The 25135-nt window shown below is 53.6% G+C and carries 25 protein-coding genes; 13 read left to right on the top strand and 12 right to left on the bottom strand.

Going from position 1 to position 25135, the window contains the following annotated elements; genetic code table 11:
- Nucleotides 1-49: 49 nt before the first annotated feature.
- The 6 genes from AMM03_RS06870 to rpmH all read right to left on the bottom strand — a co-directional run bounded on the left by AMM03_RS06870 (nt 50) and on the right by rpmH (nt 5965).
- The gene (locus AMM03_RS06870) at nt 50-1837 is read right to left on the bottom strand and encodes an ABC transporter transmembrane domain-containing protein (RefSeq protein WP_090129819.1); all 1788 of its coding nucleotides are present in this window, start codon (nt 1835-1837) and stop codon (nt 50-52) included.
- Between the two features lie 4 nt (nt 1838-1841).
- On the bottom strand, nt 1842-3275 hold the full coding sequence (mnmE, locus tag AMM03_RS06865) for a tRNA uridine-5-carboxymethylaminomethyl(34) synthesis GTPase MnmE (RefSeq protein WP_090129817.1): 1434 nt from the start codon (nt 3273-3275) through the stop codon (nt 1842-1844).
- A gap of 92 nt (nt 3276-3367) precedes the next feature.
- A complete protein-coding gene (gene yidC / locus AMM03_RS06860; protein ID WP_090129815.1) occupies nt 3368-5062 on the bottom strand; it encodes a membrane protein insertase YidC in 1695 nt (564 codons plus the stop codon).
- Entirely contained in the window at nt 5059-5343 is a 285-nt protein-coding gene (gene yidD / locus AMM03_RS06855; RefSeq protein ID WP_090129813.1) for a membrane protein insertion efficiency factor YidD, read from the bottom strand. The genes yidC and yidD overlap by 4 nt, the downstream gene beginning before the upstream one ends.
- Nucleotides 5340-5777 carry a ribonuclease P protein component gene (locus AMM03_RS06850; RefSeq protein WP_090129811.1) on the bottom strand — a complete coding sequence of 146 codons (438 nt, stop codon included), beginning with the start codon at nt 5775-5777 and terminating at the stop codon, nt 5340-5342. The genes yidD and AMM03_RS06850 overlap by 4 nt, the downstream gene beginning before the upstream one ends.
- A 53-nt stretch (nt 5778-5830) precedes the next feature.
- Complete coding sequence (rpmH, locus tag AMM03_RS06845) at nt 5831-5965, bottom strand: 50S ribosomal protein L34 (protein WP_028820859.1); 135 nt, start codon at nt 5963-5965, stop codon at nt 5831-5833.
- Between the two features lie 233 nt (nt 5966-6198).
- Here rpmH and dnaA point away from each other — a divergent pair, with 233 nt between their 5' ends.
- The 5 genes from dnaA to AMM03_RS06820 all read left to right on the top strand — a co-directional run bounded on the left by dnaA (nt 6199) and on the right by AMM03_RS06820 (nt 12470).
- Nucleotides 6199-7599, top strand: coding sequence for a chromosomal replication initiator protein DnaA (dnaA, locus tag AMM03_RS06840; protein ID WP_090129809.1), 1401 nt, complete (start codon nt 6199-6201; stop codon nt 7597-7599).
- Nucleotides 7600-7711: 112 nt separating this feature from the next.
- Nucleotides 7712-8821, top strand: coding sequence for a DNA polymerase III subunit beta (gene dnaN, locus AMM03_RS06835; protein WP_028820857.1), 1110 nt, complete (start codon nt 7712-7714; stop codon nt 8819-8821).
- A 105-nt stretch (nt 8822-8926) separates the two neighbouring features.
- Entirely contained in the window at nt 8927-11530 is a 2604-nt protein-coding gene (gene gyrB, locus AMM03_RS06830; RefSeq protein ID WP_090129807.1) for a DNA topoisomerase (ATP-hydrolyzing) subunit B, read from the top strand.
- Nucleotides 11531-11676: 146 nt separating this feature from the next.
- Nucleotides 11677-11970 carry a type II toxin-antitoxin system TacA family antitoxin gene (locus AMM03_RS06825; RefSeq protein ID WP_228764599.1) on the top strand — a complete coding sequence of 98 codons (294 nt, stop codon included), beginning with the start codon at nt 11677-11679 and terminating at the stop codon, nt 11968-11970.
- The gene (locus AMM03_RS06820) at nt 11967-12470 is read left to right on the top strand and encodes a GNAT family N-acetyltransferase (RefSeq protein ID WP_090129805.1); all 504 of its coding nucleotides are present in this window, start codon (nt 11967-11969) and stop codon (nt 12468-12470) included. Before AMM03_RS06825 ends, AMM03_RS06820 begins: the two co-directional genes overlap by 4 nt.
- 27 nt (nt 12471-12497) lie before the next feature.
- Here the strand turns inward: AMM03_RS06820 and AMM03_RS06815 are convergent, their stop codons facing one another.
- Genes AMM03_RS06815 through nthA form a run of 4 tightly spaced genes read right to left on the bottom strand, consistent with a single transcriptional unit; the run spans nt 12498 to nt 14995 of the window.
- Nucleotides 12498-13370, bottom strand: coding sequence for an EamA family transporter (locus AMM03_RS06815; RefSeq protein ID WP_228764598.1), 873 nt, complete (start codon nt 13368-13370; stop codon nt 12498-12500).
- The gene (locus AMM03_RS06810; RefSeq protein ID WP_369793672.1) at nt 13367-13750 is read right to left on the bottom strand and encodes a nitrile hydratase accessory protein; all 384 of its coding nucleotides are present in this window, start codon (nt 13748-13750) and stop codon (nt 13367-13369) included. The genes AMM03_RS06815 and AMM03_RS06810 overlap by 4 nt, the downstream gene beginning before the upstream one ends.
- A gap of 19 nt (nt 13751-13769) precedes the next feature.
- Complete coding sequence (gene nthB, locus AMM03_RS06805; RefSeq protein WP_090129803.1) at nt 13770-14444, bottom strand: nitrile hydratase subunit beta; 675 nt, start codon at nt 14442-14444, stop codon at nt 13770-13772.
- Entirely contained in the window at nt 14441-14995 is a 555-nt protein-coding gene (gene nthA, locus AMM03_RS06800) for a nitrile hydratase subunit alpha (RefSeq protein WP_228764631.1), read from the bottom strand. The genes nthB and nthA overlap by 4 nt, the downstream gene beginning before the upstream one ends.
- A gap of 187 nt (nt 14996-15182) precedes the next feature.
- On the opposite strand from nthA, the gene yajC reads away from it, so the two are divergent.
- The 3 genes from yajC to secF all read left to right on the top strand — a co-directional run bounded on the left by yajC (nt 15183) and on the right by secF (nt 18462).
- Entirely contained in the window at nt 15183-15515 is a 333-nt protein-coding gene (gene yajC / locus AMM03_RS06795; RefSeq protein ID WP_090129799.1) for a preprotein translocase subunit YajC, read from the top strand.
- Between the two features lie 74 nt (nt 15516-15589).
- Nucleotides 15590-17494 (top strand): protein translocase subunit SecD, encoded by a 1905-nt coding sequence (gene secD / locus AMM03_RS06790; protein WP_090130717.1) that lies wholly within the window; start codon nt 15590-15592, stop codon nt 17492-17494.
- A 14-nt stretch (nt 17495-17508) separates the two neighbouring features.
- Entirely contained in the window at nt 17509-18462 is a 954-nt protein-coding gene (gene secF / locus AMM03_RS06785; RefSeq protein ID WP_090129797.1) for a protein translocase subunit SecF, read from the top strand.
- Nucleotides 18463-18472: 10 nt separating this feature from the next.
- Here secF and dprA read toward each other — a convergent pair whose 3' ends face one another.
- Nucleotides 18473-19726, bottom strand: coding sequence for a DNA-processing protein DprA (gene dprA / locus AMM03_RS06780; protein ID WP_090129795.1), 1254 nt, complete (start codon nt 19724-19726; stop codon nt 18473-18475).
- Nucleotides 19727-19842: 116 nt separating this feature from the next.
- Here dprA and def point away from each other — a divergent pair, with 116 nt between their 5' ends.
- The 5 genes from def (at nt 19843) to AMM03_RS06755 (ending at nt 23732) form a co-directional block, all read left to right on the top strand.
- Nucleotides 19843-20349 (top strand): peptide deformylase, encoded by a 507-nt coding sequence (gene def / locus AMM03_RS06775; RefSeq protein ID WP_090129792.1) that lies wholly within the window; start codon nt 19843-19845, stop codon nt 20347-20349.
- A gap of 47 nt (nt 20350-20396) precedes the next feature.
- Nucleotides 20397-21359: a methionyl-tRNA formyltransferase gene (gene fmt / locus AMM03_RS06770; protein WP_090129790.1), complete on the top strand. Its 963-nt coding sequence runs from the start codon at nt 20397-20399 to the stop codon at nt 21357-21359.
- Nucleotides 21343-22077 (top strand): AzlC family ABC transporter permease, encoded by a 735-nt coding sequence (locus AMM03_RS06765; protein ID WP_090129789.1) that lies wholly within the window; start codon nt 21343-21345, stop codon nt 22075-22077. The genes fmt and AMM03_RS06765 overlap by 17 nt, the downstream gene beginning before the upstream one ends.
- Entirely contained in the window at nt 22074-22418 is a 345-nt protein-coding gene (locus AMM03_RS06760) for an AzlD domain-containing protein (protein WP_369793671.1), read from the top strand. The genes AMM03_RS06765 and AMM03_RS06760 overlap by 4 nt, the downstream gene beginning before the upstream one ends.
- Before the next feature lie 123 nt (nt 22419-22541).
- Entirely contained in the window at nt 22542-23732 is a 1191-nt protein-coding gene (locus AMM03_RS06755; protein WP_090129787.1) for a phosphoglycerate kinase, read from the top strand.
- A 107-nt stretch (nt 23733-23839) separates the two neighbouring features.
- On the opposite strand, the gene AMM03_RS06750 is transcribed toward AMM03_RS06755, so the two are convergent.
- Nucleotides 23840-24949, bottom strand: a complete 1110-nt coding sequence (locus AMM03_RS06750) for a fatty acid desaturase (protein ID WP_090129785.1) — start codon at nt 24947-24949, stop codon at nt 23840-23842.
- Nucleotides 24950-25135 lie beyond the last annotated feature (186 nt).

Genomic DNA, 25135 nt, shown 5'->3' with positions numbered 1-25135 from the left:
GCGCCGCAAAGTACAAGAAAGAAAACAGTGCCCATCCCTCTATCAAGCGTTATGCGTTGAATTGCAGCGCTGCCAAACCGGCGTAAACACCGCCCAATTGCACCAACTCGGCATGCTTGCCCTGCTCCACCAAGCGGCCGTGTTCTAGCACCAATATTTTGTCGGCTTGTTGCACGGTGGCCAATCGGTGCGCAATGACCAAAGTGGTTCTGCCGCGCATGGCTGACTCTAAAGCCGCTTGAACCATTCGCTCACTGTGTGCATCCAAAGCGCTGGTGGCCTCGTCCAATAACAACAGCGGTGGGTTCTTCAGCATGGCCCTTGCAATGGCAATGCGTTGACGTTGACCGCCCGACAAACGCACGCCGCGTTCACCCAAGAAGGTGTTGTAGCCTTCCGGTAAATCGACAATGAATTCATCGGCAAATGCGGCCACAGCTGCCGCGCGAACTTCTTCATCGGTGGCGTCTGGCCTGCCATAACGAATGTTTTCAAGCGCACTGCTTGAGAATAAAACAGGTTCTTGCGGCACGATGCCAATGCGTTGTCGCAAATCGTGCAAGCTCAGGTTTTGAATGGGAATGCCATCCAACAAAATCTGACCTTGCTGTGGATCGTAGTAGCGCAGCAAGAGCGCAAACAAAGTTGTTTTGCCCGCCCCACTGGGGCCCACCAAGGCCACGGTTTGGCCTGCTGCAATGTCAACTGAAAAATCCTGCAAGGCCATTTGCGAAGGCCGTGAGGGGTAGTGAAATTGAAGCCCTTCAAATTGAACGGTGCTGCCGCTGCTGGGCGGATTGGAAAGCGCAGGGTGCAAAGGCGATTGAACCGGCGATGTGCTTCCAAGTAACTCCATCAAACGCTCCGTCGCACCAGCGGCCCTGAGCATGTCGCCATAGGTTTCGCCCAAGACGGCCACTGCGCCTGCAAAAATAATCACATACAAAACAGCTTGGCCCAATTGGCCGGCAGTCAAGTCGCCCGCCAACACAGCTTGCGTCCCTTGGTACAGGCCCCACAAAAGAAATGCTGCGTTGGCAATGATGATGAAAGCCACCAGCACTGAGCGGGCACGCGTTCTGCGAATGGCCGTTTGAAACCCTTGTTCGGTTGCCGTTGCAAATCTTTGCGCTTCGCGGTCTTCTGCGGTGTAACTTTGAACCACTGGCATGGCATTCAAGATTTCGGTGGCAATGCTGCTGCTGTCGGCCACGCGGTCTTGGCTGGCGCGCGAAAGGCGCCTGACGCGGCGGCCGTAAATGGTGGCGGGCCACACCACCAAGACCACCGTCACAACCAATTGCAACATGACCGTTGGATGGGCCCAAACCAGCATGCCCAAAGCGCCAACGCCCATGACTGCATTGCGAAGGCCCATCGAAAGCGAACTGCCCACCACCGTCTGAACCAAGGTGGTGTCAGCTACCAAACGACTGATGACTTCGCCTGTGGGGGTGGTTTCAAAAAATGCGGGGCTTTGCTTTAAGACATGTGCATAGACGGCGTTGCGCAAGTCGGTGGTGACGCGTTCTCCCAACCAACTGACCGTAAAGAATCTGGCGGCTGAAAACAAACCCAGTGCCACAGCCACACCAAACAGCATCAGAAAGTTGCCCTGCAATGCCATGGCTTGAGCACCGGGGTCTGGATGTTGAAGGCCGTTGTCAATCAATTGGCGAAGGGCAATTGGAAAGACCAAGGTAGATGCTGCGGCCAATACCAAGAAGACCAGAGCCAAACCAATTTGCAGGCGATAGGGTTTTAAAAATGGAATCAGTCCGCTCAGAGATTTGGGACTTTGCGGCGCGGGCCGATCGATGGAATTTTTGGCGGCCATGCGTTTATTTACCAATGCAGAAACTGGAGAAAATGACGCCCAGTAAATCGTCGGCGCTGAACTCGCCCGTGATCTCGTTCAATGCGCTCTGCGACAAGCGCAACTCTTCGGCCAACAAGTCGAGCGATTGAGCCTGAGCGCGCAAATGGGCATCGGCCATCTCAAGGTGAGCCTGCACCCGCTCAAGCGCCTGCACATGCCTAGCGCGGGCCAAATACAAACCTTCCGCAACCGGCTGCCAACCTGCCGCTTCCAATAATTTGGTTCTAAGCTGTTCGATGCCTTGACCTGTTTTGGCAGACAAATTGATGACTGTTTCTGCATCGCGAATGCCAGAGGCACCTTGATCATCGGTGGCAATGTCGCACTTGTTCCAAACGTGCAGCAATGTCACGCCATGCGGTATTTGTGTTGTTAGCGTCTCTTGAATCTGAGTGTCGGCTTGAACATACTCAGGCAGATGTTGGCGAGTCAGATCGTGCAAAAACAAAACTGCATCGGCGCCGGCAATTTGTTCCCAAGCGCGCTGAATGCCTATTTTTTCAACCTCATCAATGCCCTCGCCTTCGCGCAGGCCCGCTGTGTCAATGACGTGCACAGGCACACCTTCAATTTGAATGGTTTGCTGCACCACATCGCGCGTGGTTCCTGCAATGGGCGTGACGATGGCCAACTCTGCACCCGCCAACGCATTGAGCAAAGAACTCTTGCCCGCATTGGGTTGACCCGCAATGACCACCTTGATGCCTTCACGCAACAAAGCACCTTGTTGCGTGCGCGCCAATACTTTGACCAGTTGTGCTTGCAGCCGATCGAGTTGGCCTTGTGCATCAGCCTTTTGCAAGAAATCAATTTCTTCTTCAGGAAAATCCAAAGTGGCTTCGACCAGCATGCGCAAATGAACCAAGCCATCGCGCAGTGTGTTGATTTCTTTGGAAAAATCGCCGGCCAATGAGCGGCTGGCGCTGCGCGCGGCGGCGCCTGTAGAGGCGTCGATCAAATCGGCAATGGCCTCGGCTTGTGCCAAGTCAATTTTGTCGTTTAGAAAAGCGCGCTGCGTAAATTCACCGGGCGCGGCCAAACGAAGATTCGGTAAATAAGCGGTACCCGTTGTGGCGTTGATCTGTTGGGCTGCTTCTAAGCAACGCGACAAAAGCAGCTGCAAAACCACAGGCCCACCGTGCGCTTGAAGTTCTAAAACATCTTCGCCTGTGTAAGAGTGTGGCCCAGGAAAAAAGATAGCCAAGCCTTGGTCTATGGGGTCGCCTTTGTCATCGTTGAACGGCAAGTAATGGGCTTGTCGTGCTTGGAGGAATTTGCCGCAAAAAGCATCGGCCCATGGTTTCAGCTGCGGCCCTGACACGCGCACAATGCCCACCGCACCGCGGCCAGGGGCAGTGGCGATGGCAATGATGGGATCTTGGTGACGGGACAACATGGCTTTAATGGGTAACTAGAAAAATATTCTCAATGAAACAGGGCCGCTTGAGCGGCCCTGAAAAGTTCAATTCAAATTAGAACGACGAGCGATCACTTGAATTTTGGCAGATTGAACTGCGGCGGTACACCCATGCGCGTGTTGATGACCCATTGCTGTGCAATCGACAAGATGTTGTTGGTAATCCAATACAGCACCAAGCCGGCCGGGAAGAAGAAGAACATCACGCTAAAGATGAGTGGCATGAACCACATCAATTTGGCTTGCATCGGATCTGGCGGCGCTGGGTTCAGTGCTGTTTGCAGCAAGGTAGACAGGGTCATGACCACTGGCAAGATGAAATAGGGGTCGGGTGCTGACAAGTCCTGAATCCAGCCGATCCATGGCGCGTTGCGCATTTCAACGGAAGACAACAACACCCAGTACAAGGCAATGAACACAGGAATTTGAACCATGATGGGGAAGCAACCACCCATGGGGTTGACCTTCTCTTCGCGGTAAATGCGCATCATCTCTTGCTGCATTTGTTGTGGGTTGTCTTTGAGGCGCTCGCGCATCTCCATGATCTTGGGGTTGATGGCCTTCATTTTGGCCATGCTGGCGTAGGCTTTGGCATTGAGCCAATAAAAAGCCAGCTTGAGCAAGAACACCAAAGCCACAATGGCCCAGCCCCAGTTTTGCAGGAAGCCAAACAAGCGGTCAAGCAGCCAATACAAAGGTTTGGCCAGAACGGTCAGCCAGCCATAGTCTTTGACCAACTCCAAGCCGGGCGCAAGAGCTTCCAGCATTTTTTCTTCTTGAGGGCCGACAAACAAAGTGGCCTCTAAAGCCTTGGTTTGGCCAGGCGCCACTTCGTTGAAGGGCGTGATCATGCCAACCGAATAAAGGTTGGTGTCGACTTTGCGGGCAAAGTTTTCGCGTGCCGTGTTGGCGGGGAAAACCCAAGCCGACGCAAAGTAATGCTGCACCATGGCCACATAACCTTGAGGGCCTGTTTTCTCAAACTCTGCCTTGCCCTTTTCAATGTCTGTGAACTCAATTTTTTGATATTTCTTGGCGTCTGTGTAAACAGCAGGGCCAGTGAATGTGGAGTAAAACGCCGACTCGCCATCGGGCTTGTTGCCATCGCGCACCAATTGAACATACAACTGTGGAGAAGCTGCTGCGCTACCAGTGTTGACCACTTGATGGTTCACCTTGATGGCGTAGCTGCCGCGGGTCAAGGTGTATGTTTTGACCAGTTTCAAGCCGCCCACATCGGCAGATTCAAATTGGAGCACCAGTTCGTTTTGACCCTCTTTGAGCGCGCGCTCGCCCGTGAATTTCATGGGCGTTTTGTGCGATGCAAACGGTCCGCCGATCAAGCCAGTTTGGGCAACATAGACACGAGCCTTGCTTTCGTCGAGCAAAACGAATGGCTTCTTGCTGTCTAACAAATCACCAAACTTTAAAAACTCTGAATACAGCAAGGTGCCGCCTTCTGTGTCAAAGCGAAGCTTTAAGACATCGGTCGTGACTTCAACGCGTTCACGTGTTGTGGGGGCCATGCCTGCCGCTGCTGTGCCTGGTACTTGTGCAGGCCCTGCCGCAGGCGCAACATTGCTGGCAACGGGTAAGGCGCCGGCAGCAGCGGGTGTGCTGTTGGCGGGCGCATTGTCTGCTGTTGCCGCAACAGGTTTGGGGAAGAAGGTGGCTTTGTGGCCGTTGTAAATTTGCCATTGGTCCCAAAGGAGAACCATGGAGAAGCCAAAAATGACCCATAAAAAGGTGCGGCGGATATCGTTCATGAAGACTTCTTCGAAGAGGGATGAGTTAACGGGTGATGCAATAAACGCGACAGCCACTGCGGTGCTTTTTCGGGCACAGGATCGTGGCCACCGTTGCACCAGGGGTGGCAACGGCCAAGGCGTTTGAGTGTGAGGTAGCTGCCAACGCCCGCACCGTGTTGTTTTAGGGCTTCTAAAGAATACACAGAACAGGTGGGCTCAAACCGACATGCCGATCCTAACCAAGGGCTCAGGAAAAGGCGATAACCTTTGACAAGACCGATCAATAGCTTTTGCATCATGACGGTTTGGCGGCGCGTTCAAACAACTGCTCAAGCTCTAGGCGAACAGCGTTTTTAAGTAAAGGGGATGTGGCGCTAATGAACTGACGTCGGTCAAACTCTGAACGCAAGCGAACCACATGTGCTGCACAAGGTAAGCGAACTTCAAACTGAGCACTGATGGCGTAAATTTGGCGCTTGATGGCGTTGCGCGTGACGGCACGTCTGGCCCAGCGCTTGGGCACCATGGCGCCCAGCCATACTTCCTGCGTTTTAAACAGGGGTGCGGGGGTGTCTGAGTTTGAACCTGTGGGCGTGCCTTGAGGCGCCGACGTATTACCAGTTAGAAGTGATTCAGGCAAACTTAAGCGATGCAAAGCGAAATGAGGCGTGCGAGAGACCGTGCCACCGGAAAGGGCAGCCTGAAACTGGGGTCGTGTTTTTAAGCGCTGCACACCACTGCCGAGGCATTGAGTTGCTCAGCAGCCAAGCCATTTGAGGGCTAGGCTTAAGCGGCCAGGCGTTTACGGCCTTTGGCGCGGCGTGCGTTGATCACAGCACGGCCACCACGGGTTTTCATGCGAACCAAAAAGCCGTGTGTACGTGCGCGGCGTGTCTTTGAGGGTTGGTAAGTGCGTTTCATGTTGACTCAGTAATTTTTTAGGGAAAGCCGGCGATTATCGCAAACTTTCAGGGCTTGGTAAACCCTAGGTGCCCTAAGTTTTAACTTTCCCATGGAATAAAACCATTCGGCACTTTGAATTTTCTGGTTTATGATCCTCGAAAGTCCCATCTTTGGCATGTGGATAAACTCTTGATAAAGTTACTTTTGAGCCGCATGAATCTCCAAACTGTCCACAATAAAGGTGCATTGCAATGAGCAGTGGACAGCACCCAACCGACGCGGACGACGCAGGCCAAGCGCTCTGGCAGGTTTGCCTCGACGAGTTGTCGCAAGAACTCCCTGAGCAGCAATTCAACACCTGGATCAAACCCCTGACTGCGCAAGTTTCAGATGACTTTTCCAAGGTCACTTTGTTTGTGGCCAACCGTTTCAAACTCGATTGGATTCGTGCGCAGTACAGCGCCAAATTGGCCGATGTGCTGTCCAGACTTCATGGTCAGAAAATACAAATTGAGTTAGCGCTTGCTACCAGAGAAGCTCAAGGTAGAACTGCTTTCTCTATGGCTAAGTCTGCGCTTGATGCGCAGCCAGAGATTGTCGATCCAGTGGAAGATGCCCAAGCCGATGCAAAGCGCCATCGGCTCAATACGGCACTTACTTTTGACACCCTGGTAGAAGGTTCTGCCAACCGCATGGCGCGCGCGGCTGCCATGCATGTGGCCACCATGCCTGGGCACCTTTACAACCCCCTGTTTATCTATGGTGGGGTTGGTTTGGGCAAGACGCATTTGGTGCATGCAGTGGGCAACAAATTGTTGGCCGACCGACCCGATGCCAAAGTTCTCTACATTCATGCGGAGCAATTTGTCTCGGATGTGGTTAAGGCGTATCAGCGCAAGACTTTTGACGAGTTCAAGAACCGCTACCACTCGCTCGATTTACTCCTCATTGACGACGTGCAGTTCTTTGCCAACAAAGACCGTACCCAAGAAGAGTTCTTCAATGCGTTCGAGGCCTTGCTGGCCAAAAAATCACACATCGTGATGACCAGCGACACCTACCCCAAAGGCTTGGCCGACATTCACGAGCGCCTTGTTTCTCGCTTTGACTCCGGACTCACGGTGGCCATCGAGCCCCCTGAACTTGAAATGCGCGTGGCCATTCTGATCAACAAAGCCATCAGCGAAGGCAGCGTCATGCCAGAAGAGGTGGCCTTCTTTGTGGCTAAAAACGTGCGTTCCAACGTTCGTGAGTTGGAAGGCGCCTTGCGCAAAATTTTGGCGTATTCGCGCTTTAACCAGAAGGAAATCTCCATCCAACTGGCGCGAGAAGCACTGCGTGACCTGCTGTCCATTCAAAACCGCCAGATCAGTGTCGAAAACATCCAAAAAACGGTGGCCGATTACTACAAGATCAAGGTTGCCGACATGTATTCCAAAAAGCGGCCCGCCAGCATTGCCCGGCCGCGCCAGATTGCCATGTACCTGGCCAAAGAACTCACCCAAAAAAGCTTGCCCGAAATTGGGGAATTGTTTGGCGGCCGCGACCACACCACGGTGCTGCATGCCGTCCGCAAAATAAGCGCCGAGCGCCAGCAATTGACCGAGCTGAATCAGCAGCTGCACGTCTTGGAGCAGACGCTCAAAGGCTAAGTCCAAAGAATGCTGAATTAAGAGCGTAAAAACCTCAATTTAGGCCCAAAAATCAGCGAAAATCTAGGGGCTCCCAAATTCCAAATTGGGACCCCTTAAAACAGAGGAAGACATGATCGTACTGAAGGCCACCCAAGACAAATTGCTGTCTGTTTTGCAATCCGTTTCTGGCATTGTGGAACGTCGTCACACATTGCCTGTTTTGGCCAATGTGCTGATTCGCAAAACCGGCAAAGCATTGCAGTTGACCACCAGCGATTTAGAAATTCAAATTCGCACCACCGCCGAGATGGACGGTGACGCCGGCGACTTCACCACCACGGTGGGTGCACGCAAACTGATCGACATTTTGCGCACCATGCCTTCCGACCAAACGGTCAGCTTGGAGTCTAGCCAAAGCAAATTGATCTTGAAGGGTGGCAAATCCAAATTTACTTTGCAGACTTTGCCCGCCGAAGATTTTCCGCTGGTGCAAGAAGCTGCCAGCTTTGGGCCTGTGTTCAGCGTGCCGCAAAAAACCTTGAAGCAATTGCTGAGTCAAGTTTCTTTTGCCATGGCCGTTCACGACATTCGTTACTACCTCAATGGCATTTTGTTTGTGGCCGAAGGCAAGCAGTTGTCTTTGGTGTCCACTGACGGTCACCGTTTGGCATTTGCTTCTGCGACTTTGGACACCGATGTGCCCAACAAGCAAGAAGTCATCTTGCCCCGCAAAACCGTGCTCGAGATGCAACGCTTGCTCAGCGACGCCGAAGGCGCCATCGACATGCAGTTTGCCAACAACCAAGCCAAGTTCAGTTTTGGCGGCATGGAGTTTGTGACCAAGCTGGTCGAAGGCAAATTCCCCGATTACAACCGCGTCATTCCCAAAGGGCATCGCAACAATCTGACGCTGGGTCGTCAAGCTTTGTTGTCGTGCTTGCAGCGCACTGCCATTCTCACCAGCGACAAGTTCAAAGGCGTTCGCCTGAATTTGGACCCCGGTACTTTGCGTGTGGCCTCCACCAACGCTGAGCAAGAAGAAGCCGTTGACGAACTCGACATTGACTACGGCGGTGACAGCATTGAGATTGGCTTTAACGTGACCTACATCATCGATGTGCTCACCAACATGGGCCAAGATATGGTGCGCATTGATTTGGCCGACGCCAACAGCTCTGCACTCATCACCATTCCAGAAAACGACCAGTTCAAATACGTGGTGATGCCCATGCGCATTTAAGGCTTGAACTGCTTGAAGGTGACTTAAAAACACCCCAAGAAGAGCCTTTCGAAACCCGCGTTGATTCGCGGGTTTCGGCCATTCGAGAGATTGAGAAAAGTAAAAATGACCGAAGAAAACAAGCCAAGCGCCGAAGAGTTCACAACGATTCAGCCCATCATCGACACCAACCAAGCCGGCGCATCAGAGGGCTATGGCGAGGGATCGATCCAAATTTTGGAAGGCTTGGAAGCCGTTCGCAAGCGCCCTGGTATGTACATCGGCGATACGTCCGACGGTACGGGCTTGCACCACTTGGTGTTTGAGGTGGTCGACAACTCCATCGACGAAGCTTTGGCGGGTCACTGCGACGACATTGTGGTCACCATTCACTCCGACAACTCGATTAGCGTCACTGACAACGGTCGCGGCATTCCTACAGGCGTCAAGATGGACGACAAGCACGAGCCCAAGCGCTCGGCTTCAGAAATTGCTTTGACAGAATTGCACGCAGGCGGCAAGTTCAACCAAAACAGCTACAAAGTGTCTGGTGGTTTGCACGGTGTGGGCGTGAGCTGCGTCAACGCGCTCAGCAAGTGGTTGCGCCTCACAGTGCGCCGCGATGGCAAAGTGCATCAAATTGAATTTGCCAAAGGCTTTGTGCAAAACCGTTTGCTCGAAATGGTCGACGGCGTTGAAGTGTCCCCCATGAAAATCACGGGCGCTACAGAAAAGCGCGGCACCGAAGTTCACTTCCTGCCCGACACCGACATCTTCACGCAGAACCACGATTTTCATTACGAAATTTTGGCCAAGCGTTTGCGCGAACTGAGCTTCTTGAACAACGGTGTGCGCATTCGCCTCAAAGACGAACGCAGCGGCAAAGAAGATGACTTCTCTGGCGCCGGTGGCGTCAAGGGCTTCGTTGATTTCATCAATGCCAACAAAAAAGTATTGCACCCCAACGCGTTCATCGCCATGGGCGAGCGACCTGCCGATTCATACGGCGGCATTCCTGGCACCAGCATTGGTGTCGAAGTGGCCATGCAGTGGAACGATGGTTACAACGAAAGCGTTTTGTGCTTCACCAACAACATTCCACAACGTGACGGCGGCACTCACCTCACAGGTTTGCGCGCAGCCATGACACGTGTCATTGGCAAGTACATCGAGAAAAACGAAATTGCCAAAAAGCAAAAAGTCGAAGTCAGTGGCGACGACATGCGCGAAGGCTTGTGCTGCGTGCTCAGCGTCAAAGTGCCCGAGCCGAAGTTCTCTAGCCAGACCAAAGACAAGCTGGTGTCCAGCGAAGTGCGCGCACCCGTAGAAGACATTGTGGCCAAAGCTTTGGGCGACTTTTTGGAAGAGCGCCCCAACGATGCCAAAATATTGTGCGGCAAAATTGTCGAAGCAGCACGAGCCCGTGAAGCCGCGCGCAAAGCCCGCGAGATGACACGCCGCAAAGGTGTACTCGACGGCATGGGCTTGCCAGGCAAGTTGGCCGATTGCCAAGAAAAAGATCCAGCGCTTTGCGAAATCTACATCGTGGAGGGCGACTCCGCCGGCGGCTCTGCCAAGCAGGGTCGTGATCGCAAGTTCCAAGCCATCTTGCCACTGCGCGGCAAGATCTTGAACGTTGAAAAAGCACGTTACGAAAAATTGCTGACCAGCAATGAAATCGTCACGCTCATCACAGCGCTGGGCACCGGCATTGGCAAAGTCACGGCCGACTCTGGCAAGAGCGGCACCGACGACTTCAACGTCGACAAGTTGCGCTATCACCGCATCATCATCATGACCGACGCCGACGTTGACGGCGCCCACATTCGCACTTTGTTGCTCACGTTCTTTTACCGTCAAATGCCCGACCTTGTAGAGCGCGGTCACATCTACATTGCGCAGCCGCCACTTTACAAAGTGAAGGCTGGCAAAGAAGAGTTGTATTTGAAGGATGCGCCCGCACTCGATGGTTTCTTGCTCCGCATCGCTTTGAAAGACGCCAGCATTGCCACCGGTGGTGCCTCACCTCAAGTGCTCAGTGGCGAAACACTCGAGTCTTTGGCGCGCAAGCACCAAGTGGCCGAAGCCGTCATTCACCGCTTGTCTAACTTTATGGATGCCGAAGCTTTGCGCGCCATTGCCGATGGTGTGGCCCTCAACCTCGACAACCTCGACAACGCCGCTGAATGTGCGCCTGCATTGCAAGCTAAATTGCGCGAACTCAACACCACCGGCGTCCCTGCCGAAGTGAGTGCCGAGTTTGATGCCCGTACCGACAAACCTTTGCTGCGCATCAGCCGCCGTCACCACGGCAACATCAAGAGCAGCGTCATCACACAAGATTTTGTGCACGGTGCCGACTATGCAGCTTTGGCCGAAGCAGCCAACACCTTCCGTGGCTTGTTGGGCGAAGGCGCCAAAGTCATGCGCGGCGAAGGCGACAAGCAAAAAGAAGAAAAGACCAACGACTTCCGTCAAGCCATGCACTGGCTCATTGGCGAAGCCGAGCGCACCACCAGCCGTCAGCGTTACAAAGGCTTGGGCGAAATGAACCCCGCTCAGCTGTGGGAAACCACCATGGACCCTACCGTGCGCCGTTTGCTGCGAGTTCAAATTGACGACGCCATTGAAGCCGATCGCGTGTTCACCATGCTGATGGGTGACGAGGTGGAGCCACGTCGCAACTTCATCGAAAGCAACGCGCTGCGCGCGGGCAACATCGATATTTGATGTTCACAGTGTCTTGGTGCAAGCCAATGACACTGTCGCCTTCCTGCTGATGTCTATCATGAGTGAGGGGTGTTGATCTTCGAGATAAGAATCTCTCGGTGGCGCACTTCAGGATCATTTCCGGCAATCTGCCGTACACTCGGTCAATGGACAAAAAAATGAACAAAGCACAGCCTGCAGCTCGTCTTGAGGCAAGGATCAGCCATGATTTGCATGGCTTGCTTCGTCAAGCGGCCGAATTAGAAGGGCGCTCTGTCACAGACTTTGTGGTGGCGGCGGTGCAACAGGCTGCCAGTGATGCGTTGGCCAAGGCGCATTACATCCAACTGGCCCAAGCCGATCAAGTCCAATTTGCAAAATCATTGTTGGCGCCTGCCAAACCCAAGGCGGCTTTAAAACGCGCGTTTGAAAACAGGCGCAAGCTGTTGGACCTCACTTGAACACAGGACCTTTCAAGGTCGAAGTGCTAAGGGCGGATCACCCGCGCAATGAGTTTGATTGTGGTGACGTCGACTTAGACCGGTACTTCAAAACACAAGTGACGCAAGACATTAGGCGGCATGTTGCGCATTGTTTTGTAGCGGTCAACAGTTGGGGTCAAGTAGCGGGTTATTACACCTTGGCCGCTTCAAGCGTGCTGCTGGCAGACTTGCCCCAAGTGCTTGCCAAAAAATTGCCACGCTACCCCACGGTGCCAGTCGCAAGAATGGGCAGATTGGCTGTGACACAGTCCGCTCAACAAATCGGTTTAGGTTCTGCTTTGTTGGCAGATGCTTTGACGCGCGTTTTTCAGGCCGACGTAGCAGCCTACGCCATGGTGGTGGATGCCAAGCATCAAGAAGCTGTTCTGTTTTATGAAAAGCATGGCTTCAAAAAATTCTCCTCTCATCCCTTGAGCTTGTGGTTGCCAATGAATGCAGTGGTTGCCTTGATGGAATAAGTTTCAACTGGGCGAAAATCTTGTGCGTTAAGTTTCTGTAGGCTTGCGTTGTCCCGCGGTCATGGCGCTTCCCATGGAAGCCGCCATGATCAACCCAATGGCACATAGCTGCTGTGTGCTTAGTTGTTCAGCCAACACCAGCCATCCAGCCAAGGCGCCCACCGCTGGTTCCAAACTCAGCAAGATGCTGAAGGTTTGTTTGGGCAAGTGTTTGAGCGAATACATTTCCAAACTGTAGGGAATGGCGCTTGAAAGCAAGGCGATGCCCAAGCCGATCAACATCCACTCCACATTCAGCAAAGAAGCACCCGCCACGCTAATACCAAAAGGTGTGACCACCATAGCGGCCACCAGCATGCCCATGGGTGTGGCAAACGCGCCAATGCGATCGGCCACGCGTTGGCCAATCACGATGTACATAGCCCAGCAAAAACCAGCGCCTAATGCGAAGCCAATGCCAACCGGATCAAGTGCCGCTGGACTGTCTGCGCCCATTTGCTGAGACAAAGGCAAGATCAAGCCCATGCCAAGAACGGCCAACACGATCCAAACAAAATCAAGTGGTTTTTTGGACGACCACAAGGCCACGGCCAAGGGGCCTGTGAATTCAATGGCAATGGCCAAGCCAAAGGGGACGGTTTTGATAGCGCTATAAAACAGCAAATTCATGATGCCTAAGGTGGCACCAAACATCACCAAAAGTGGCGCCTCGTTCCAGGACCAAGTGCGGCGCCAAGGTCGCCAAAAGGCCATGAGCAACAGCGTCGAAAAAATCAAGCGGTAGGTGGTGGTGCCTTCTGCACCCACAAAAGGAAACAAGCTTTTGGCCAGCGATGTACCCACACTGAGTGTGATCAAACTGCCGATGAGTGCCGCAACGGGAAGAAAGGGGAATTTCACAGTTCTAAAACAATGGGTTGTCCGTGCGGTGTGCGCGCTGCCGCATCTTCCCAAGCATGTTCCAGTTCATGAATTTGATCGGCCGTGCCCAATTGCTTGGCCAGCACCATGGACTCTAGTGCGTTGAGCCAGTGGGCGTAATACGTCGCGCCTGTGTCGGTATCGCCGGCCACTTGGGCACTTCGTATTTCTGCAGTCAGTGCGGCAGCCCATTCAGGCCAAGTGAACAAGCCTTTTTCATGAAGCTGCAAAGTCATGGCAAACGCATGGGCTTGCCAAGGTTCTGAAAACACAGCGCCATTGACGTCTTGCACGGGCAATGGCATTTGACCGCCGCAGTGTTGGGCAATCTCTTCAAGCGTGAGGTGGGTGTTTTGCATAGTGAGGAGATCGAAGGCTTTAGGCCATCGCTTCCAAATAAGATTCCCAAGCATCTACGGTCACTTCGACAGTGGGATCGCTCTGTTCACCCCACAGGGTGGTAGCGTCAAAGACCACGGTGTAAAGCCATTGCACAGGCACATGGAAGGGCGGTGTGGCACGCAAGGTGTGCCCATCTGGAAACACATGGCCGCCGTGCACACTCACAACGGTGCCTACATGACCACGCACATAGCGGGGCAAACGCGTGTGGCCTTGAGGATGCATGTTGCGTGCGCGAACTTGTTGGCCCACTTGGAACAAGGCGGGTTGATCGATGGGGCGCTCGGTGGGGCTGCCGGCTTTCAAGGCTGCATCCACATTAGCGCGGGTTAGAACGCTGTTCACTTTGATCGGCGGGGCGATCTGTTGCCCGTTGGCCAGTTCTGTCGGCGTCACCATGCCGCGTTCTAGCATGAGTTTTTCAAGCGCGCGGATCCAAATTTCGTAATAGCTGCTCGACAAATAGACGGCTGGTGGCAATGACTCTCGCGCTGCGCGGCTGAGGTCAATGTGCCATAGGCCACTGGCGCCCACGGCGACGGTGACGGCCATGGCCCGACTTTCCCAGGCGGCATGAAACAAGGGCTCGTTGTCTTCTAATAGAACACGGCCAAATCCTTGCTGGCCGCCCATGTCGTGGACGCCGTTCATACCAGGGCCGTCCCTATCATGGCGTCTCGGGTGACCAAGCTGGCCAGTTCAGCTTGTGACATGTGCTCGGTGCCTGCTGGGCGCTTGGGCAAAACCAAGTAGCGCAATTCGGCGGTGGAATCCCAAACGCGAATCCGAGTGTTGTCTGGCAAGGTCACGCCAAAGTCGGCCAAGACTTTGCGAGGCTCTAGCACGGCCCTTGAGCGGTAGGCGGCACTTTTGTACCAAACTGGCGGTAGGCCTAAAACGGGCCATGGGTAGCAACTGCATAGGGTGCAAACCACCATGTTGTGCTGCTCGGCGGTGTTTTCTACGGCCACCATGTGTTCCCCTTGGCGACCCGTAAAACCCAAAGAAGCAATGGCCGCAGTGGCATCTTGTAAAAGCCAAGCCTTGAATTCAGGCTCGGCCCAAGCCTTGGCCACAACTTGGGCGCCGTTGTGAGGGCCTACTTCGGTTTCGTAGGTTTCGATGATGCGGTCTATGGCCGCAGGGTCGATGTAGCCTTTTTGGGTCAGCAGGGTTTCCAGGGCCCGCACCCTGACGTCCATTTCACTCAAATTAGAGTGATCATGGTCGTGATCGTGGTCATGAGAATGGCTGGCCAAGGTCGTCTCCCGAGTTAGACAAGGTCTTTGGATGCCATCATAGCCCCGCATACAATCAGTGGTTGGCCTTGACAGCCGGTTTCTGGCCGGCTCTGAGGTTATTACCTAAATTTATTCTCGGAGTTCTTTGATGTTCATTTCATCCGCTTTTGCCCAAACCGCCCCAGCCGCTGCCGCCGGTGGCGACATGCAATCTTCTTTGATGAGCATGCTGCCCTTGCTGTTGATGTTTGTGGTGCTGTATTTCGTCATGATTCGCCCCCAAATGAAAAAGCAAAAAGAACACAAAGCCATGATCGATGCCCTGGCCAAAGGTGATGAAATCATTACCGCTGGTGGCTTCTTGGGCAAAGTCAGCAAATTGGGCGATGGCTTTTTGAGCATTGAAATTGCCAATGGCGTTGAAGTTCAAATGCAGCGTTCCGCCGTCATTCAAGTCTTGCCAAAAGGCACGATCAAGTAATTGCGCAATTGGCCCAAGCTTTTCGCTTGGGCTGGCGCAGTGCTCCTTTTTTCTTCTTTGAAGCGGCTGCCATCATGAACCGTTATCCGGTGTGGAAATTTGCGATCATCGTGATCGCTTTGTTGTTGGGCGTGGTCTATACCTTGCCTAACTTTTTTGGGGAAGCACCGGCGGTGCAGGTTTCATCTTCCAAGATGAGTGCCAAGGTGGACACAGCCACTTTGGCCCGTGTGGAAGAGGCCCTGAAGGCAGCCAATGTGCCGCTGGCAGCTGTGGCGCTGGAAGGCAACTCCATCAAAGCGCGCTTTGAATCGACAGAGCAGCAACTCAAAGCCAAGGACGCCATTCAGAAAGCCTTGATTCCCGAGGGCTCTGACAACGGTTATGTGGTGGCTTTGAATTTGTTGTCACGCTCACCCGCCTGGCTGACATCATTGCATGCAGCCCCGATGTATTTGGGCTTGGATTTGCGCGGGGGCGTTCACTTCATGTTGCAAGTCGACATGAAAGCCGCCTTGTCACAAAAAGTAGATTCGTTGGCGGGTGATATTCGCACCACTTTGCGTGAAAAAGATGTGCGCCACAGCGGCATTGCTCGCAACGGCGCCAACATCGAAGTGCGCGTGCGCGATCAAGCCCAATTGGCTGCCGCCAAACGCGTATTGGCTGAACAATTTGCCGATCTTCAAGCTGTGGATGCACCCGATGGCACTGAGTTCAAAATCACAGCCAGCATCAAGCCAGAAGCGGCACGCCGTGTGCAAGAGCAAGCGCTTAAACAAAACATCACCACACTGCACAACCGCATCAACGAATTGGGCGTGGCTGAACCTGTGATTCAGCAACAAGGCTTAGACCGCATTGTGGTGCAACTGCCTGGCGTGCAAGACACTGCCAAGGCCAAAGACATCTTGGGTCGCACGGCCACCTTGGAAGTTCGCTTGGTCGACGAAAGCAGTGAGGCACGATCTGCTGAGCAAACCAATGGCATGGTGCCCTTTGGCTCCGAGCGTTATTTAGAACGCAATGGCCAGCCAGTGATCGTGAAGAAGCAAGTCATTTTGACCGGCGACAACCTCACTGACGCGCAGCCTGGCTTTGATGGCCAAACGCAAGAACCTGTGGTTAACTTGTCCTTGGACGGCAAGGGCGCACGCATCTTTAAAGACGTCACCCGCGAAAACGTCGGCAAGCGCATGGCCATCTTGCTGTTTGAAAAAGGCAAGGGCGAAGTAGTGACGGCGCCCGTCATTCGAACTGAGATTGGTGGCGGTCGCGTGCAAATTTCTGGCCGCATGACCACAGCAGAAGCCAACGACACGGCCTTGTTGTTGCGTGCAGGCTCTTTGGCTGCGCCCATGGAAATCATTGAAGAGCGCACCATTGGCCCCAGCCTAGGTGCCGAAAACATTGCCAAGGGTTTCAACAGCGTCACTTGGGGATTCTTGGTGATTGTTGCCTTCATGTGTCTTTATTACATGGTGTTTGGTCTTTTCTCCAGTATTGCGCTGGGTGTCAACTTGTTGTTGTTGGTGGCGGCGCTATCGATGTTGCAAGCCACCCTCACTCTGCCTGGTATGGCCGCGATGGCATTGGCTTTGGGTATGGCGATTGACTCCAACGTGCTGATCAACGAGCGTGTGCGCGAAGAGTTGCGTTTGGGTGCCTCGCCGCAAGCCGCCATTCATGCCGGTTACGACCGTGCGTGGTCCACTATTTTTGACTCCAACATCACCACCCTGATTGCGGGCGTGGCCTTGTTGGCATTTGGCTCTGGCCCTGTGCGCGGCTTTGCCGTGGTGCACTGCTTGGGTATTTTGACCAGCATGTTCTCTGCGGTGTTTTTCTCGCGTGGCTTGGTCAATCTTTGGTATGGCCGCCAGAAGAAACTCAAGTCAGTGTCCATTGGCACAGTGTGGCGCCCTGAAGGTGCCGCAGTACCCGCCACAGTACCTGCCACTACTGAAGACAAAGCATAAAGCGGAGCAGCATCATGGAATTTTTCAAAATCCGCAAAGACATTCCCTTCATGAAGCACGCGTTGATTTTCAACGTGATCTCGCTCGTGACTTTCTTGTTGGCCGTCTTCTTTTTATTCAGCCGCGGTTTGCATTTGTCGGTCGAGTTTACGGGCGGCACCGTCATGGAAGTCAGTTACAGCCAGCCCGCTGACCTGACCAAAGTCCGTGGCGTCGTGTCGGGCTTGGGTTACAACGATGTGCAGGTGCAAAACTTTGGCACTGCGCGCGATGTGATGATCCGTTTGCCAGCTCAAAAGGGCGTCAGCTCTGCGCAGCAAAGTGACAAATTGATGGAGTCTTTGAAAGCGCAAAATGCTGAAGCCACCCTGCGTCGCACAGAATTTGTAGGTCCGCAAGTGGGCGAAGAGTTGGCGGCGGATGGCTTGAAGGCTTTGGCCTTTGTGGTCATCGGCATCATGCTTTATTTGGCCGTTCGCTTTGAGTGGAAATTCTCGGTGGCAGCCATCATTGCCAACTTGCACGACGTCATCATCATCTTGGGATTCTTTGCCTATTTCCAATGGGAGTTTTCATTGGCAGTGTTGGCTGCGGTATTGGCCGTGTTGGGTTATTCAGTGAACGAATCGGTGGTTATTTTTGACCGAATTCGCGAGAACTTCCGCCGTTATCGCAAGATGAACACGGTTGAAATTATCGACAACGCCATCACGTCCACCATCAGCCGAACCATCATCACGCACGGCTCGACCCAAATCATGGTGCTCTCCATGTTGTTGTTTGGTGGCGAAACCTTGCACTACTTTGCCATGGCACTGACCATTGGTATTTTGTTTGGTATTTACTCGTCGGTGTTTGTGGCGGCAGCCATTGCCATGTGGTTGGGCATTCAGCGTGAAGACCTGATCAAGGCCGCACCTAAAAAAGACGAAGATCCAGACGACCCCAACTCGGGTGCTGTGGTCTAAATCTCAATTTTTAATGCGAATTAGACGGGCGGCGAGACACAGGCCTTTTGAGCTTTTGATACAAGCCGCCCGGCAATCTGCCTAGCGCTCCGCTCAGTTCAAGTTGGAACAACTCTGCCTGCAATTGGGCGGTTGGCAAACCACTCCTGATCTGTAACTCATCAAGCCCCACAGGGTCGTGGCCTAAGTGGTCAATGACCTGAAGTGACAGGCCGTTTTGCTCGTCTCTGTCTGAACCAGAATCTTGAAGGGCTGTGCCTTCGGTGCCCGCCATTGAAAGAGATGGCTCCCTCAAACTTTCAGACATGACTGGCAAATCTTTGAGCTCATCCAGGATGTCTTGCGCGCAATCGACCAGCTTGGCACCTTGCTTAATGAGATCGTGACAACCTTTGGCCACGGTGGTGTGGATAGAACCAGGAATGGCAAACACCTCTTTGCCCATGTCGATGGCCTGTTTGGCCGTGATCAAAGAACCCGATCGTGTAGCGGCCTCCACCACCAAACACCCTTGCGATAAGCCGGCAATGAGCCGATTGCGCTTGGGAAAGTTAGCGGTGATGGGCGGTGTATTGAGCGGATACTCGCTGATTAAGAGGCCGTTCGTTGCAATGTTGAGTGCCAATGCATGATTTTGATGCGGATAGACACGGTCTAGGCCAGTGCCCACCACGGCCACCGTGTGAAGCGGGTTGGTCAAACTTCCGCCTTCAAGTGCCCCGCAGTGCGCTTCTGTATCGACCCCTAAAGCCAAGCCCGAAATGACCGTCAAGCCCGCTTGAGCAAGGGTAGATGCAAATTCATGCGCATTCAAACGCCCCTGCGGTGTGGGGTTTCGACTGCCCACCACAGCCACGGCCGCGGGTGCTTTGAACGGCGCGGGGCTGAGCCAATGCAAGTGCTGTGTTTGCCCCAAGACATAGAGCAGGCATGGCGGATCGGGTGTGAGCATGAGGCTGCTGGGGTAGTCGGTGTCGGCCAGGGTTAGCAGGCGTTTGTGCAGTTCAGTTGAGGCGTGCCGCGGCGCAGGCTTGTGCAGCCACTCCCAAGTGATGTTCAGAGTTTCTTCTAAGCCCTCAGGCTCCCGACAAAGCTGGTGGCTGACTGCAGGGCTGACAAGCGCTTGCAATTCGGCGGCGGACCTTTGAAAAATGGATTCGGGCAAGCCAAAGGCCTGAATCAAAGCGCGGGCTGTGATGTTGCCAACGCCAGGTGTCAGGCTGAGGCGCAGCCAAGCTTTGAGACTTTCACGGGTAGAAACCATGGATTTTCCAATTGAGGCAGCCAAAGGCAGGGGGGCTGATTTTGGGTAGGATGACGCTCTTGGGCAAGGCTTCTTCAAATTGGAGAAAATAGAGGTATTGCTGATTAAATAAAACCATGGCACTTTTAAACATTCTTTGCTATCCCGATCCCCGCTTGCACAAGGTGGCCAAGCCCGTCACTGAGTTTGATGAGAAGCTGCGCGCCTTGGTGGCTGACATGTTGGAGACCATGTATGAGTCCCAAGGTGTTGGCCTGGCCGCCACCCAAATCGATGTGCATCAACGCTTGGTGGTGATGGACACCTCAGAAGAGCGAAACCAACCCGTGGTCTTGATCAACCCCGAAATTACGTGGGCCAGCGAAGAGCGCATCAAAGGTGAAGAAGGTTGCTTGTCAGTGCCCGGTATCTACGATGGCGTTGAGCGTGCCGTGTCAGTCAAAGTAAAGGCAGCCGACGAGCACGGCCAAGTTCGTGAACTGGAAGCCGAGGGCTTGATGGCCGTTTGTGTTCAACACGAGTTAGACCATTTGATGGGCAAAGTGTTTGTGGAATATTTGTCGCCCTTAAAACGCAATCGCATCAAAACCAAAATGTTGAAAGCGCAAAAAGACAGCGCTTAATCTCGCTCCCTTCAGCACGCCCTTCAGCTCTCTCCGAAAGAAAATACATGCGCGTTATTTTTGCGGGCACCCCCGAATTTGCCCGCAGCGCATTGGCGGCTTTGCATGCGGCTGGGCATGAAATTGTGGGCGTCATGACACAGCCCGATCGCCCAGCAGGCCGAGGTATGAAACTTCAAGCTTCAGCGGTTAAGCAGTTTGCACTGGCCAATGAATTGCCAGTGTTGCAACCGCACAGTTTGAAGCTGGACGGCAAATACCCAGATGAAGCCCTTGCTGCGCAGCAGTTCATTGCGCAGGCGCAAGCCGACGTGATGGTGGTGGCTGCCTACGGCTTGATCTTGCCGCAATGGGTGCTCGACGCGCCTCGCTTTGGTTGCCTGAACATTCATGCCTCTTTGCTGCCTAGATGGCGAGGTGCAGCACCCATTCACCGCGCCATTGAGGCGGGAGATGCCGAGACGGGTGTCACCATCATGCAGATGGATGCAGGCCTTGATACGGGCGACATGCTGTTCAAAGAAACCATGCCCATCGGCCAACAAGAAACTACCGCCACCTTGCACGATGCCTTGGCCAACATGGGAGCGCGGATGATTGTGAAGGCGCTGAGCTTGGTGGGTCAATTTGAGCCGATCAAGCAGCCCGCAGAAGGGGTGACGTATGCCCACAAAATTGAAAAATTAGAAGCGGCTCTAGACTGGTCGCAATCTGCGCAGGTGCTGGCGCAGCGTGTGCGTGCGTTCGATCCGTTTCCAGGTATGAGCATGCAACTGGGTGATGAAGTCATCAAGGTCTGGCAGGCGCATGCATTGAACAAAGACGCGAGTTTGAATCATGAGCACGTTGCCGGAAGCATTTTGGCCATCGCTGATGAAGGCATTCAGGTTGCCTGCGGCGAAGGCGTGTTGTGCCTGACGCAATTGCAAAAACCAGGCGGCAAGCGACAAGCGGTCTCTGAATTTGTACGCAGCTTCAAGGGTGCCGTTGGCGATGTTTTTAAAGGCTGAAAATTACCGTCATTCGGCCTTCATTGAAGGCATGAAAGACGCCGCACCCCAAGCGCCAGGCGTAGCGGCTTGGGGTTTGATGATTGGTGTGGCCATGATGAATTCCGGCATGAGCGTGCTCGAGTCCATCGCCATGACATTGTTTGTGTACGCAGGCAGTTCGCAGTTGGCGGCCATCCCTTTGATTGCAGCAGGCGCGCCCGCTTGGGTTATCTTGGCCACAGGCTTTTGTGTCAATTTGCGCTTCATGGTTTTCAGTTTGCATCTGCGTCCTTACTTGATGCACCTGCCCCGCTTTGAACGCATGCTGCACGGCTACCTGACGGCCGACATCAGCTACGTTTTGTTTACCCGACGATTTCTAAAACCAGCGGAAGACCTTGAAACGCAGCACACGCAAGCCGCTTTTCTGGCGGGCAATACGTGCATCGTCTGGGTGAGTTGGATGGTGGCCAGCATGTTTGGTATTTTTTTGGCCAACTTCATTCCACCTGCTTGGGGTTTGAGCTTTGCGGGCACGCTTTGTTTGGTCGGTATTTTTTGTTCTTTGGCCAGCACCAAGATGCGGTTTTTTGCAGCCACAGTGGCCGCCGTGACGGCCATCGTCGCTTATGCCTTGCCTTTGAAGTTGAACATCGTGCTGGCCATTGTGGTGGCGGTTGTTTTGAGCATGAGTCTTGAGCGTTTTCAAAAACCGCAGGCAGGGCTAAGCAAATGATGTTGTTTGAAGGCACTGATTTTTGGACAGTTGGCGTGATCGTCGGCTTGACCGTGGTGACCGTCATCACGCGTTGTTTCTTTTTCATCTCTAGCGAAGAATGGACCTTGCCAGCATGGGCGCAAAGGGGCTTGCAATTTGCCCCCATTGCGGCGATGGCAGCAGTGGTCTTCCCCGAAATTTTGATGCAGCAAGGCCAGTTCTTGCAGACTTGGATGGATGCTCGCTGGATGGGCGCCGTGGTAGGCGGTGTCGTTTATTTTTGGAAACGCAATGTGCTCTGGACCATTTTGGCGGGCATGCTGGCGTATCTGCCATTGCACTTGCTCTTGGGCTGGTAATTTGTTTCGGCGGCAGTTCGTACCCCTCGGGTAAGTTTTCGCAATCTTGCAAGATTAAAATTCAAAATTCCAAGGGTGCGCCTTATCCGGCATCCTGTTTATTTTCCCCAACAGAGTCAATTCATGAACGTCATTCGCTTTTCAGATTTGTGTGCACAAGGCAAAGTCAAAGGTCAGCGCGTCTTTATTCGCGCCGATTTGAATGTGCCGCAAAATGATGCGGGCGACATTACCGAAGACACCCGCGTGCGCGCTTCAGTGCCCTGCATTCAAATGGCCTTGGACGCTGGCGCTGCCGTCATGGTTACTAGCCATTTGGGTCGCCCCACAGAAGGTGAATTCAAAGCTGAAGATTCTTTGGCGCCCGTGGCCAAGCGCTTGGCTGAATTGTTGGGCCGCGATGTTGCATTGAAAGCCAATTGGGTCGACGGTGTGGAGGTTGCCGCGGGTCAAGTGGTCTTGTTAGAAAACTGCCGCGTCAACAAGGGTGAGAAAAAGAACAACGCCGAGTTGGCCCAAAAAATGGCCGCGCTTTGCGATATTTTTGTGAACGACGCATTTGGTACGGCACACCGCGCAGAAGGCACCACGTACGGCATTGCCGAGTACGCCAAAGTGGCGTGCGCGGGCCCCTTGTTGGCAGCAGAAATTGATGCCATTACCAAAGCGCTGGCCCATCCTGCGCGCCCCTTGGCCGCCATTGTGGCGGGCAGCAAAGTGTCTACCAAACTCACCATCTTGAAGAGCTTGGCCGACAAGGTTGATCAACTGATTGTGGGCGGCGGTATTGCCAACACCTTCATGTTGGCCGCTGGTTTGAAAATTGGTAAAAGCTTGGCCGAACCCGATTTGGTCGCTGAGGCCAAAGCCGTGATCGACATCATGAAAGCTCGCGGCGCTGAAGTGCCCATTCCCACTGATGTGGTGACAGCCAAAACTTTTTCAGCTGATGCCGTGGCGACAGTCAAGAAAGCCACCGACGTGGCCGATGACGATTTGATTTTGGACATTGGCCCCGAGACGGCTGCCAAACTGGCGTTGCAACTCAAAGCGGCTGGCACCATTGTTTGGAATGGTCCTGTGGGCGTGTTTGAATTTGCAGCGTTTGAAAACGGCACGCGCGTCATTGCAGCGGCCATTGCAGAATCAAAAGCCTTCAGCATTGCGGGCGGTGGTGACACCTTGGCTGCCATTGCCAAGTACGGCATCGAAAAGCAAGTGGGCTACATCTCTACCGGTGGCGGCGCGTTCTTGGAAATGCTGGAAGGCAAGACATTGCCCGCCCTTGAAATTTTGACGAAGCGCGCACACTAAACAGAGCGCATCTCAGCTTGCACTAGCGGGTTGAGGGCATAAAAAAGGCCGCTGGAATCAGCTGCCTTTTTGTTGATCTATCCGAGTGAGTTCTCGGTGTTCGACGTTTAAGTCTTTGCTGGCAAGTTGCCGCGCACAGGGCTCGTCATCTGACCTTTGAAGTCGGTCCAGCATTCACGCGAAAAGTCGTACAGTTTGCAAGCCTTGGCTGTTTTGAAGTACCAGCTCCAAGAGAAGGGCTGAACAATGATTCGACCCGGCAACATCTCTTCTAACTTGGCCTGCGCTTGTTTGAGGCGATACAGCGGAATGCTCATGTCTACGTGGTGTGCCGTGTGCTCCATGATGTGGTGCACCATGTTGCCAATCTTCATGGGGAAGGTCAGGTGCACCGTGGTCGACACAAACGGTTGTGCTTTGGTCCAGGCGGATTTGTCGTTGTGCCAAGACACGCGCACATGCGTGTGATGAACGTAGACCACAAAACCAATCATGGTGTTCCAGAACAAGAACGGGACCACCACGCCCATGAGCAAAGTGAGTGCCACAGACTGATCTGTGGCCACCGCGGCATAGCTCATCACGCCCACCCACAAAGCACCAAACACGGTGACCAGCATGCTGTCTTTGAAGAAGATGGGACGGCGTGTGGGCATGTGCGTTTTGTTGGGAAAGAACTCGCGCTTCCACCAAATTTCAATGAGGTAGTAAAGGCCAGGTGCCCAACCACTGCGGTACAAGTACTGAAGCAAGCGGTCGACAGGGCCCAATGCCGCAAACTCTTCTGCCGTCAGAGGTGTCCAAACAAAGTCCACACCCTTCAAGTTGGTGTAGCCATGGTGCACCACGTTGTGGCCGGTGTCCCACAAACTGTAGGGGGTAAGTGAATACAAAAAGGCGTAGCGGCCAATCCATTTGTTAAGTTCACGGTGGGGTGTCAGGCTTTGGTGGCAAGCGTCGTGCCCAATGATGAACAAGCGGCCAATGACAAAGCCAGCAGCCAAACCACAGAGCAACTTGAGCCAGACAGATTCCAATGCAACGGTGCCCGCCACCAAGCCGATGAACAGGGCCGTGTCGACTAGCAAAAGAACAAAAGCGCGCAACGTAGATCGCTGCGCCAAAGGAAACAGCCACTCGCGGATGATCTTTCGATGAGGCATGGCCTGATCTAAGGGGATGGGTTGCAAATTGTCAGGAGAGGAGTGTGTAGTCATAGGGGCCGCGAAAGTCTAGCTTGGGTGCCAATTAACAGAATACGCCAAGTCTAAACGCTTAGGGTTTTCCTGTGACTGACATGGGTCAATTGGTTCTCTGATTGATGTTCGTGTCAAAAGTCGTCCAAAGCGACGTAATTTGTTCTCCTTGTGTAACTAATTTCGTGGGAAAATTGAAATTAAATT

Origin of the sequence: Limnohabitans sp. Rim11, from assembly GCF_001269365.1 — a bacterium.
In the GTDB taxonomy this organism is placed as follows: Bacteria; Pseudomonadota; Gammaproteobacteria; order Burkholderiales; family Burkholderiaceae_C; genus Limnohabitans_A.
This window is presented reverse-complemented; position numbering and strand designations above follow the sequence as displayed.